Source organism: Paenibacillus sp. JCM 9796 (assembly GCF_055379675.1).
Genome location: NZ_AP043723.1, coordinates 5,453,830 through 5,465,783 on the forward strand (window position 1 = coordinate 5,453,830; position 11,954 = coordinate 5,465,783).

The 11,954-nt window shown below is 48.0% G+C and carries 9 protein-coding genes; 3 read left to right on the top strand and 6 right to left on the bottom strand.

Annotated features, from left to right (window positions below; genetic code table 11):
* Nucleotides 1–12: 12 nt before the first annotated feature.
* Nucleotides 13–807 (bottom strand): formate dehydrogenase accessory sulfurtransferase FdhD, encoded by a 795-nt coding sequence (fdhD, locus tag ACZ439_RS26245; protein ID WP_127608959.1) that lies wholly within the window; start codon nt 805–807, stop codon nt 13–15.
* A 5-nt stretch (nt 808–812) separates the two neighbouring features.
* Entirely contained in the window at nt 813–1,169 is a 357-nt protein-coding gene (locus ACZ439_RS26250; protein ID WP_127608960.1) for a Na-translocating system protein MpsC family protein, read from the bottom strand.
* A 359-nt stretch (nt 1,170–1,528) separates the two neighbouring features.
* Between ACZ439_RS26250 and fdhF the strand changes: the two genes are divergently transcribed.
* The 3 genes from fdhF (at nt 1,529) to ACZ439_RS26265 (ending at nt 6,132) form a co-directional block, all read left to right on the top strand.
* Nucleotides 1,529–4,468 carry a formate dehydrogenase subunit alpha gene (gene fdhF, locus ACZ439_RS26255; RefSeq protein ID WP_464620402.1) on the top strand — a complete coding sequence of 980 codons (2,940 nt, stop codon included), beginning with the start codon at nt 1,529–1,531 and terminating at the stop codon, nt 4,466–4,468.
* Between the two features lie 15 nt (nt 4,469–4,483).
* Complete coding sequence (locus ACZ439_RS26260; RefSeq protein WP_141336020.1) at nt 4,484–4,966, top strand: helical membrane plugin domain-containing protein; 483 nt, start codon at nt 4,484–4,486, stop codon at nt 4,964–4,966.
* A 113-nt stretch (nt 4,967–5,079) separates the two neighbouring features.
* Nucleotides 5,080–6,132, top strand: a complete 1,053-nt coding sequence (locus ACZ439_RS26265; protein ID WP_464620403.1) for a P-loop NTPase — start codon at nt 5,080–5,082, stop codon at nt 6,130–6,132.
* Nucleotides 6,133–6,319: 187 nt separating this feature from the next.
* Here the strand turns inward: ACZ439_RS26265 and ACZ439_RS26270 are convergent, their stop codons facing one another.
* The 4 genes from ACZ439_RS26270 to ACZ439_RS26285 are packed head-to-tail and all read right to left on the bottom strand — an operon-like array spanning nt 6,320 to nt 11,952.
* On the bottom strand, nt 6,320–7,297 hold the full coding sequence (locus ACZ439_RS26270; RefSeq protein ID WP_464620404.1) for a uroporphyrinogen decarboxylase family protein: 978 nt from the start codon (nt 7,295–7,297) through the stop codon (nt 6,320–6,322).
* 23 nt (nt 7,298–7,320) lie between these two features.
* A complete protein-coding gene (locus ACZ439_RS26275) occupies nt 7,321–9,375 on the bottom strand; it encodes a hydantoinase B/oxoprolinase family protein (RefSeq protein ID WP_464620405.1) in 2,055 nt (684 codons plus the stop codon).
* A gap of 32 nt (nt 9,376–9,407) precedes the next feature.
* The gene (locus tag ACZ439_RS26280) at nt 9,408–11,609 is read right to left on the bottom strand and encodes a hydantoinase/oxoprolinase family protein (RefSeq protein ID WP_155614061.1); all 2,202 of its coding nucleotides are present in this window, start codon (nt 11,607–11,609) and stop codon (nt 9,408–9,410) included.
* Nucleotides 11,610–11,613: 4 nt separating this feature from the next.
* Nucleotides 11,614–11,952, bottom strand: coding sequence for an acetone carboxylase subunit gamma (locus ACZ439_RS26285; protein WP_196426827.1), 339 nt, complete (start codon nt 11,950–11,952; stop codon nt 11,614–11,616).
* Nucleotides 11,953–11,954 lie beyond the last annotated feature (2 nt).

The window sequence follows — 11,954 nt, forward strand, 5'->3', positions numbered from 1 at the left end:
CACTTCTGTATATCAAATAGTTAGAATCCGATTCGGACACGTATACACATTTAGCGAATGATTACGGATAAAGCCTATTGTGGTAATTCCCAACTGTTCAGCCAGCTGTAATGCCAATTCTGTCGGAGCTGACTTTGACAATATCACTTCGCAGCCTATTTTTGCAACTTTCAATAAAATTTCGGAGGAGATACGACCACTAAAAACGATGATTTTGTCACCGATGGAAATGTCATTCTTCAAACAATAACCATAAATTTTGTCCAAAGCATTATGTCTTCCTATGTCCATCCGGCTTAAAACAATTCCGTTCGCATCACATAAAGCCGCATTGTGGACCCCGCCAGTATGATGAAAAGTATCCGCAGATTGCTGCAGATCATTCATTAACCGAAAACAATCGTCGATGGAAATTTTTACACGAATATCCTCCATCTTCTTGGCGGTCAACGCATCGTTTACAAAAACAAATCCTTGTCTGCTCATCCCGCAGCAGGAGGTAATATATCGTTTGCTTTGAAAATCACGGTAATACGAATTGACTTTGGTTGTTGTCACGTGGACAAAGCCTTCTCTTTCTTGTATCCATATTTTGTCAATATCCTCGTATTTCCTGATAATCCCTTCAGACGCCAAAAAACCGATGACCATATCTTCTATAAATTCTGGCGTACAAACCATCGTAACAAATTCCTGTCCGTTAATTTTCACCGTAACCGGATATTCCGTTACAATGCTGTCCTCAACTTTCTCGGCATGACCATTAACAAAACGAAGGACTTCCCTTTTCACCTCGATGGGTTTCATGCTCTTTACCCCCTCTCCACTTCGATGTTTTTATCAAAGACAAAAACGGAAACGGCAATATCTTCTTCTACCTTCATATCCGAAAACAGGTGAACCAATTTGGCGCCCACGATATCCTCCAAGCCTTGTGGAAGATTATTCGAATACACTTGTTGAATCATTTTAGTTCTGGCGATATGGACCATATCCGTACCGTCCGGTGTTCCTGCAATAAACTTCTCTGTAGGCGTCAAATTTCCGTACAGCGTGGAAACGGCCATGTTCTCGACAAATACGGTATGAATACGCTCCGGCCCCTTGCCAAACAAATCTTTGCGAAGCTTTCGAATAATATCATTAAATTCATGAACCATTTTTGACATGACACCATTCTCCTTGTTCAACGATTGATATAAAATTTTACTGTTGGCTTTTTATTAATTTTCTTATCATAAATCAACACTTGAGAAAAAAAAAGAGCGGCGTCCGAAACTGCGTATTCCAAAAAATAGTTTTTTGTATTGTTAATACGCTAACTAAGCGCTATAATAGTAACCGATAAAGATGGAGTCATGATATTTACCCTGTTATGATTCTATTATTTCATTCACTTATTATGGATTGGTGTGTTAGCAAGATCTGCTAATGAACTATTCCACCATGATCGTACACAGTACCTGTTACCTCAGGCGTGTTTGATCATGGTGGTTTTTTTATTTGTCTAAAAGGAGGAAGTAGAACCATGAACGATAACATGGTTAGAATTACAATTGACGGCAAAGGGTATCAAGCCGCTCCCGGTTCAACCATCCTGGAAATCATTAATCAAAATGGGATCGAGCATCCGCAAATCTGTTACGTTCCAGAAGTAGATCCCATACAAACTTGCGATACCTGTATCGTAGAAGTCGACGGAAAGCTTGTGCGTTCTTGCTCCATGGTTGCTATGAACGGTATGAACATTGAATTGTCATCGAAAGGCGCCAAAGAGGCTCAAACTGAAGCGATGGATCGCTTATTAGAAAATCATCTGCTCTACTGTACGGTATGTGACAATAACAACGGAAACTGTAAGTTACATAACACGGCTGAGCTGATGGAGATTGAACACCAAAAATACCCCTATACCCCAAAAGCAGACGTATCTGAAGTCGATATGTCCCACCCGTTCTACCGTTATGACCCTAACCAGTGTATCGCCTGCGGTCAATGCGTTGAGGTTTGTCAGAACCTTCAAGTCAATGAAACTCTGTCCATAGACTGGGAAGCGGAGCGTCCCCGCGTGATATGGGATGATGGAGCGGCAATTAACGATTCTTCCTGCGTTAGCTGCGGGCAATGTGTCACTATTTGTCCATGTAACGCGTTGATGGAGAAATCGATGCTGGGCGAGGCCGGATTTATGACTGGATTGAAAGAGGACGTTCTCGAACCGATGATCGATCTGGTCAAAGAAGTTGAGCCGGGCTATAGTGGTATTTTTGCCATTTCGGAAGTAGAAGCGGCGATGCGCGATACGCGTACGAGAAAAACCAAAACCGTATGTACCTTCTGCGGCGTAGGCTGTTCATTCGAAGTTTGGACGAAGGGTCGCAAGATTCTTAAAGTTCAACCTACTTCCGATGCACCGGTCAACGCCATTTCAACTTGCGTAAAAGGGAAGTTCGGCTGGGACTTCGTTAACGCTGAAGAACGTCTCACTAAGCCGTTAATTCGTAAAAACGGCGTATTCGTCGAGTCCACCTGGGATGAAGCGCTTGATTTAGTCGCAAGCAAATTAGGCGCGATTAAACAACAATACGGAAATCGCTCCATTGGCTTTATCTCTTCTTCCAAGATTACGAATGAAGAAAATTATGTGATTCAAAAGTTAGCACGTCAAGTTTTCGAAACGAACGACGTCGATAACTGCTCACGTTATTGCCAATCTCCTGCAACAGACGGTTTATTCCGGACGGTAGGTATGGGCGGCGATGCAGGTACGATTAAAGATATTGCGCAAGCAGGTCTGGTTATCATCGTTGGCGCAAATCCGGCAGAAGGTCACCCGGTATTAGCCACTCGTGTCAAGCGTGCACACAAGCTTCATGGGCAAAAACTAATTGTTGCGGATCTTCGCAAAAATGAAATGGCTGAGCGGTCTGATATCTTTATCAGTCCTAAGCAAGGTACAGACCAAGTATGGCTTATGGCGGTTACCAAATATATCATCGATCAAGACTGGCACGATCAAACCTTTATTGATGAGAATGTTAACTTCTTCGATGATTTCAAGGCTGTGCTTGAGAAATATACGCTCGAATACGCAGAAGAAATTACGGGAATTTCAAAAGAAACGCTTATTCAAGTAGCTGAAATGATTCGCGATGCAGACGGTACTTGCATTCTTTGGGGTATGGGCGTCACCCAAAACACGGGCGGATCCGATACTTCCGCCGCGATTTCGAACTTGCTGCTTGCGACAGGAAACTACCGTCGTCCAGGCGCCGGCGCCTACCCGCTTCGGGGCCATAACAATGTACAAGGCGCTTGTGATATGGGGACTCTTCCAGGCTGGCTCCCAGGATATCAGCACATCACCGATGATGCAGCCCGTGCCAAATTTGAACAAGCATATGGCGTGAAAATCGATGGCAAACCAGGTCTCGATAACATTCAAATGCTTCATGCGATTGAAGAAGGCAAGATGAGAGCCATGTATCTTGTTGGCGAAGATATGGCGCTTGTCGACTCCAATTCCAATCATGTGCACGATATTTTATCCAGTCTTGATTTCTTTGTCGTTCAGGATATTTTTCTTTCCAAAACAGCACAGTACGCAGACGTTGTACTGCCTGCAACTCCATCTCTTGAGAAAGATGGGACATTTACAAACACCGAACGTCGTGTACAAAGGTTGTATCAAGCCCTTCCTCCGCTGGGAGATTCCAAGCCCGACTGGTGGATTGTGCAAGAGGTCGCAAACCGTCTGGGCCAAAACTGGAACTACAGCCACCCAAGCGAAATTTTTGCAGAAATGGCAAGCTTATCTCCAATTTTCGGAGAAGCCAATTACGAAGTGCTTGAAGGCTGGAATAGTTTCTTATGGGGAAGCCTTGATGGTGTCAGCACGCCGCTTCTTTATGTCGATGGATTTAACTTTCCGGATAAGAAAGCCCGCTTTGCCCTATCTGATTGGGTGCTCCCGGCCGAATTCCCGGAAGAGTACGACCTTCACATCAATAATGGCCGTATGCTCGAGCATTTCCACGAAGGTAATATGACGAACAAATCAAAAGGCATTCAATCCAAAGTGCCTGAGATTTTCGTTGAGGTTTCTCCGGAGCTTGCGGAAGAACGCGGAATTAAAGACGGTTCGCTCGTTCGTTTGGTATCCCCATTCGGAGCGCTTAAATTACATGCTCTTGTAACGGATCGCGTGAAAGCAAATGAAATCTTCCTGCCGATGAACTCGGTAGATAAGGAATCAGCGATTAATTTCTTAACCGGTCCTGCGGTCGACCAACGCACCAATACACCTGCATATAAACAAACCAAGGTTCGTCTGGAAGTGCTGCGTGTAGACGGAGAAAACCCTCTGCCGCGCACGAACCCGCGCAACAAAAAACGTCATCCCCAAAATGGCGTCGAGGTTCAGCGCAAGTGGGATCGCCCGGGGTATGTCCACTTAACCAATAACTAGACAGGAGGAACGTATATGGCAGCACCAATTACAGCCATTCAAAAGCAAGAATGGACCGATGAAGAGCGGCGGCAGCAAAGGCTGGAAGATTTAAAAACACTGCTTGCCGATAACGAACAAGCCATAAACAAAATATTGGATATCGTTGGTGAACTGAACGACATCGGCGTATTTGAAGCTGCAAACGCTATGCTTCAGGCCAAAGAAAAAATCGCGAAAATTGCCCTGGGACAAATAACCCGTGAACCCGTAACGAATATGATCAATAATCTTATGGGTGCGGCAGGCGCATTAACCAGCCTTGATCCGGAACTGACAAAAAAACTGGCAGGCAGTTTGTCATCAGGCTTGGATGAAGGCAGCAAGCACTTGCAAAGCAATAAAAAAATAGGCATGCTTGACCTTGTAAAAGTATTAAATGATCCGGATATTAACCGTGCAATCGGATTCGGTATTCATTTCATGAAAGGTTTAGGCAAAGGATTAAAAGAAGAATAAATTAAAAAATAATTGTTAAATCCTGCTTGAAAGGAACCTTTTCGTCTTATTTAGACAAAAGGTTTCTTTCATAAATTGGATTTGACCCCTTCTATTAGAAAAGGAATGATCGTATGCTGACAAACGAAAATGTTTTAGAAGCCCTCAGGCATGTAGAAGATCCTGAGCTTCATAAAAGCATTGTTGATTTAAATATGATAAGAAATATCAAAATCGATGGTGTCCGAATTGGACTGGAAGTTGTATTAACCATCCAGGGCTGCCCTTTGAAAGCTAAAATTGGGCAAGATATCGAAGAATCTCTCAGACGCATCGGCGCTGCAGACATTTCCTTATCATTCAGTTCGATGACGAATGAAGAGCGCGCTGCCTTAACCCAGTCGTTAAAAAAAGAATCTACATCTGAAGGAGGAATGCCCGCAATGTTACGTCCGGATTCCGGTGTAACGTTTATCGCTGTAACTAGCGGAAAAGGCGGTGTAGGAAAATCAACGGTAACGATTAACCTCGCAGCCGCATTGGCGCGATTAGGCAAAAGAGTAGGCATATTAGATGCAGATATATACGGTTTTAGTATCCCGGCCATGATGCAAATCAGCCAGAAGCCAACCATGATTGACCAGACGGCGATCCCTCCCGTTAGTCACGGTATTAAAGTCATGTCAATGGGATTTTTCGCACCGGATAACGATGTAGTGATGTGGCGCGGGCCTATGCTCAACAAATGGATCCGGAATTTTCTCGGGAATACCCACTGGGGAGAATTAGATTACCTGCTTCTTGATTTACCTCCCGGTACGGGTGATGTCGCGATTGATGTAGCTGCCATGATTCCTCAAGCCAAAGAAATCATTGTGACCACTCCACATAATGTAGCTTCTTTTGTCGCTTCAAGAGCAGGTGCCATGGCGAAGCATACCAAACATGAAATTATAGGCATCGTGGAAAACATGTCTTATTATGAAGACAAAGCTGGAACGAAGAATTACCTTTTTGGACGAGGTGGCGGCGAAACACTTGCGTTGGAGCTGCAAACCGAGGTAATCGCCAAAATTCCTTTTGCACAGCCAGAGGAAAATACCGGTTCATCTGTTTATGAGGAAGATTCTCTCCTTGGGGAGGTCTTCTCACATTTAGCGGAAGAGCTTGTCAACAAAGGTAAATAACTTTTTCGAGGGCGGTCGTAGACGTCTCTAGCAAGATAGGATAAAAAAAGAAGCGATCCTCACCGACAATGTAGCCCTATTTCATATCGTTGTCGCTGAGGACGCAGAATATGCAGCACTCTCGTGCATTCAAAAGTTAAAAACTATGGATGGGTCTTCAACCGGGCATCTTCATTTCCTATTCACATCAGCCGTTCCAGTAGGCATCCGTCAATAGTTGTTCAATCCTATCCTGCAGATCCAATAAATCGATATCTTCTTGATCCAACGGGGATTCCGTCGTTAGAAATACGCCTTTGTTTTTGAACGCGGAGCCAAAGCCGACGATCGGCAAGGAGTCCGAAGCTTCAGACCAGAAGTCTTGTTTCAGCGGAATTCCGATCGCCCCCCGTATATTTTCCCCGCCCGAATGGGGATGTAACGAACAAATGCAAGCGTCCGCCCCCAACGATGTGAAGGGAAACCGATTTCCTTCCGTCTGTTGAGGACTCCTTAATACCCCCGGCAGATTAAAATGTCTTATGACGTTAAATATCGGTTTGTATACCCCCGATAAGGCGACTAAACTTTCTTGTGAAGCGCCGCTGCTCCCTTCATTTACAATAATTCCGTCTACACCCGCCTCCGCATACTCCCTGCATAAGGCAATCACAGCTTGAACAACGGTTTCCAGGTGCGGAAGATCGGATAGATCAGCCCCTTCGTCGCTTCCCGCTTGCCGGCCGTAAAGCCCGCTCCAAACCGATAACGGACCGGAAACGGACGCGAACAGAGGAATTTGCTTGCCTTCAACCTGGGCATACCGTGTGGCCGCTTCGATAAAGACCGGGACTCTCCCCCGTCCAAGCCAGGCCTCGGAGTCAAAGGGAGGGGGCTCCTCCCTGGAAAGACGCCCCCCGATCTCCGGCTTTCCGCCGTCCCACCGCACCGGCAAACCGAAAGCTTCGGCTTCCAGCGATGTGTCGAGCGGCATCACGACCGCATCGTAATTCAATAATTGCTGCGTATTTCGCAGCGCTTGATGCAGAAGCCCCGGATCACTCCATGTATCCTTCAGAGAATATTGATCGACCCTCGTCAAATACGAACCGATGAGCGGGATGAACGGTGGGCGAGGCACTTTGCGGCAGCGCAGCGCGTTTTTTACCAACTCTTTGACGTTCATACGACTCCTCCCCCGATGAACATTCAGATTCTCACGATCTGACGGGTAGGCTCTGCGTTAGGCCAAGCGCCATAATAGGATAGAGCATCTTCTGACGGTTTATGTTTCGACCATTCCGCCACGAAATCCTCATACCTCTTGCCCCGTCTCTTGCGCGCGTCCCTCTCTTCGTTCCGCGCTTGCACAGTGGCTTCTTCGTCGACGGCCCATGTGGATGAATTATACACGAGCTTATACAAGCGCTTCGCCACCTCTTCTGAAATCATGCCTTTGCGCAAATCCGAAATGACGTCTTTCGGATCGCGATCGAGCACGTCGCCATAACCGCTGCCTCCGGAAGAGCTTCCGATAAAAATGTCCCCGCGTCCGAATACTTCGGCGAATCTTATATTTCCTTCGACCTTATAATCTCCTTGAATCGTGCGGTCTTTTACAAGCTCCATGACGTCGGACGGCAAATCTCCATCGCCGCGCTCCGCTTTTTCGAAATAGTCCGTATTTTTCAAGGATAAACCGGGGTGGGTAGCGGGAGGATACCCTCCGAACAAGCCAAGCGAGGTCGGAACTTTATGGTTTTTGCTGTTCGATTGATACACTAGAGCGGGCACACTCTGTACAGCCACGCCGATCGTCGCGCCGGAACCGCCTCTGTACTTGCCGAACCCCATGGAGTTTTGCAGATGCTTGAAGAACAGATGCAGGTGAGGCTGTTCATTTTCCATATCCTCCACATCCGGCCCTTTGCCCCAGCATCCCCATGGGAATCCCCAGCTGTCGATTCCGTCCCGATCTGAGCGTGCTCCTCCTCCCTCGCTATTAAAGACGTTAGCCAGGATGTCGGCAAACGACACGCCCCATTGATTCACTCCGGCCACGACAAAACTGGATCCCCTGCAGCCGTAAACGGCTGTCGCAATATCATGCTGCCCGCTGGCAAACAGCAGCTTCGCCATGGCGTGCCCGATGACGGCCATGGTTCCGCTGTTGCTGACCGGTGAATTCGCAACGGAAGCATCCCAGTTGGCATTGAGGTAGGTGCCGAGCGGCACGACAAAGTCAATGGGCGAAAAGATGCCTGAAGCCGTCGGCAAATCGGCGAACGGCACGCCGAACAAGTAAATCGCGCTGTGTGCCCTCACGATATGGGCGAAGGAGTTGAACGATCCGTCGTTTTCCGGGGAGCTTCCCGTAAAGTCAAAGGTTAGTTTGCCGCCCACCTTCTTCAAGGTAAGGAAACAGCGAATCAAAGAATCTTGCGTGCCGATGGTGTCGAAGAAAGCGACGGACCTGTATGTTCCGTCTTCCCAGCTTTCCAGGCGCTTGTAGACGGCTTCCTCGGCCACTTCAATCATCTTCCGCATCACGCCGACTACGACATGAATCCCTTTGTCCTTAATCAGCTCTTGAATCCTCACCCGTATGCGGTCGCAGCCAACCACCCGAGCCTTCGTATCGATCACTTGCATTCTCGGCGCACGGGACACCATGTTGGCCATCATTTCTAAAATATCGTTGCGGATTTGATAATTTTCTCCGATTTTCATCGGCGGCAGCTTCATGCCTTCATCGTATCGGGTCCGGGCGGTAACCGGCATTCCTCCCGGTTCGATGGCACCCGTTTCCGGTTGATGTACGGCGGTGGCGGCCCAGGCTACCAGTTCCCCCTCATGGAAAATAGGCATGACGGCCGCCTGATCCGGATTATGCACGCCGCCATACAGCGCCTCATTGGCGTAAAAAATGTCCCCTTCGCGAATCCCGACGGTCGGATCGTCCTTGAAGTATTTCAGAATATATTTGATGGCAATCTGCGTCGTTACGGAGTGGAGAAACACCCCGCAGTAGGCTGTGACCAAGTCTCCCTTGGCCGTGTAGAGACCGACAATCAGGTCCCCCGAATGGAAGAAGCCGGAGACGCCGACCCGCGTAAGTATTTCCTTGCCCTCCAACACGATATTGTTCAGCTTTTCACTGTAGATCTCATATTCTCCGGGCTGCAGCCGTTCCATGCATTCCGTTTCGAAATCTGTCCGCGGTTCAGGCTTGAACCTCTCATTAATCTCCAAATCAAGCGGCATTGTCTGTTCCCCTCCTCATCATAATGGTTCCGTTACACGATGGAGATGCGATCCGCCGAACGAATGGCATCCGGTACAGCGGCATCGGTCTTCGTAATGAGCCCGTTAAGATACTTGTCGACGGTATAGGCAGCGCCGGGCGGCAGCACCACGGTCGTGTTGCTGGATTCAATAATCGCCGGACCGCTGACGACATTGCCGCAGCTCAATTTCTCCATCTGGTAAATATCCGTATTGCGGTATTCCTTCAGCTCCTCCCAATACGCTTCCCGTTTTCCTTTCCAGGCGGCGCTCGGATCGGTGCCTTGAGGGACCGCTTCAGGCAGTTCATATTTCGGCTGAACTACGATAGCATGAAGCACAATATTCTCGATTTCGACGCCGCCTTCCGGATAGACCCCTAACGGACTGTACGCATTGGAATATTCTTTGGTGAATTGATCCCATAAGGCTTGCACATCTTCCCGGCTCTCCAGCGTCAAAACTGGAGATTTCGTTCGCTTCACATTGAGCTGTCCTCCGAACTTCATATCCGCTTCCAGCTCAAATACCACCTGTTCCTCTTTGAAGCCTTCGCCGCGAATATCGCGCAGCGCTTTGTCTTTCAAGCGATATACGACTTCATTGAAGCTGTCATAATCCGCCAGAAATTCCTTGGTTCCCGGCTTCAGCAAAATAATATGTTTGGATTCCTCATAGATGTGCTTGATATCCATCAAGCTGGAAGAAAACGCGCAAAATACAGGAGATTGCTGCATGACGACAATGTTGGAAATGCCGGCGTGAAATCCGTATCCGCAGCAATGCGTCGCTCCGGCTCCGCCCATGGCAAACAGGACAAAATCTTTGGGGTCGTAGCCTTTAAGGGCCGTTTCCTTGTGAATGATATTCCCCATATTTCCATCTACGATCTTCTTAATCAACGCCGCCGCTTCAACTACGTCGATTCCTAACGGCCGGGCTATTTTATCGTGAATCGCCTTCCGCGCTTTCTCCAGGTTCAGCGTCAATTCGCCGCCGTGGTAATAATCCGGATCAATATATCCCAAGATGAGATCGGCATCCGTGACGGTAGGCTCGGTTCCCCCTTGATCGAAGGCTGCAGGTCCCGGGAAAGAGCCCGCACTCTGCGGCCCGACTTCCAGTCGGTTGCCGAGCAGCGTATTGATCCAAGCAATCGATCCTCCGCCGGCTCCTATGGATTTGGTTTCAATAATCGGCAAATCCACCCGCCATCGGTCAATCACAGGGTGAAATTGATAAAATCGGGTGCTGCCGTCCACGACAAGGCCAAGATCGAAGCTGGTTCCGCCCATATCGGAAAACACGACGTTGTCGTAGCCGTAAAGCTTGCCGATGTAGCTGCTGCCGATAACGCCGGATACGGGACCGCCATTGTAGGTGTTGACAGCGGCTGTCCGGTACACCTCTCCCATTCCGCCCGTGTTATACACCATGAGCAAGGAGCGGTCATATCCCAGGTCACGAAGCTCATCCCCGATGCCGGCCAATTCCTCCGCGATCGTTTGATGCAAATAGGCATTGAGAATCGTTACATTGGCCCTGCTGTATTCAAACCGTTTGGGCAGCACAGCATGGGAAAGGAAAACCGGCATATTCCCCAAGAAAAATTCAGGATAATCCTCTTTAATGATTTGTTTGATCCGCTGTTCATGCACCGGATTTTTAAACGACCAAAGCAAGCAAACGACAAATCCCATGACGCCTTGGTCGACAAGATACTGGAGCTTATTGCGAAAATCTTCCTCATTCAGCGGACGCACCACGTTCCCGTTCGAATCAATTCTCTCTTTGACGCCTACGACAAGCTCGCGCGGAATCAAAGGCTGTGGTTTGTCCACCTTGGCTACATTGCGGGCTTCTTGGGAGCTGATGCCATCCTGCCATTGGCTGCCTTTTCCGATAAAGGTGACGTCTTCGAACCCTTCGGAGGTTATCAATGCCAGCTTGGGTCCTTTGCGCTGAATCAGCTTGTTCATGGCCACCGTTGTCGAATAGCGAATCACTTCCGTATCCGTTAGTAATTCCTCCGTGGTCAGGCCGAGCTCCGCCGCCCCTTTTTCAATCGATTTCATAAAACAAACGGATAGATCGTAGCCTGTGGTCGGGCTTTTCGCAATAACGGACTTATCCTTGTATCGGATAAAGCAATCCGTAAAGGTACCGCCGATATCGATATCGATCGTTGCTTGTTTCTTTTGCTGAATCGACATGTTTTTATCCCTCCTTGGCCTGTACATACTTTTCCTTCAGGCGGTCGATATCCAGCTCAATGTCATGCGTGATCGGATGACCGGGAGGAAGCGCTTCCACTTCAATCATCGTTCCGCACCCGGGGCAATAAAACTCAACATAACGCATCCAATTCGGGTCCGCGGAAAACGTATACGTTTCGTCAATGACAGGCGGGTGAATATCATGAGGGTCGCGATCGTAAAGGAGGCACCCTTTTTTGTAGTTTTCTCTGGCGGAAATCAGTTCATGGCCGCAGCAGCGGCATACCCACATTTCCTTCTGCAGCTCAATGTCAAGATACTCTGTAATTTGGCGTCTCAAAA

Bases quoted from the DNA above. Each gene is read 5' to 3' on its own strand.
- fdhD (WP_127608959.1), bottom strand. From the start codon at position 807: ATGAAACCCATCGAGGTGAAAAGGGAAGTCCTTCGTTTTGTTAATGGT.
- ACZ439_RS26250 (WP_127608960.1), bottom strand. From the start codon at position 1,169: ATGTCAAAAATGGTTCATGAATTTAATGATATTATTCGAAAGCTTCGC.
- fdhF (WP_464620402.1), top strand. From the start codon at position 1,529: ATGAACGATAACATGGTTAGAATTACAATTGACGGCAAAGGGTATCAA.
- ACZ439_RS26260 (WP_141336020.1), top strand. From the start codon at position 4,484: ATGGCAGCACCAATTACAGCCATTCAAAAGCAAGAATGGACCGATGAA.
- ACZ439_RS26265 (WP_464620403.1), top strand. From the start codon at position 5,080: ATGCTGACAAACGAAAATGTTTTAGAAGCCCTCAGGCATGTAGAAGAT.
- ACZ439_RS26270 (WP_464620404.1), bottom strand. From the start codon at position 7,297: ATGAACGTCAAAGAGTTGGTAAAAAACGCGCTGCGCTGCCGCAAAGTG.
- ACZ439_RS26275 (WP_464620405.1), bottom strand. From the start codon at position 9,375: ATGCCGCTTGATTTGGAGATTAATGAGAGGTTCAAGCCTGAACCGCGG.
- ACZ439_RS26280 (WP_155614061.1), bottom strand. From the start codon at position 11,609: ATGTCGATTCAGCAAAAGAAACAAGCAACGATCGATATCGATATCGGC.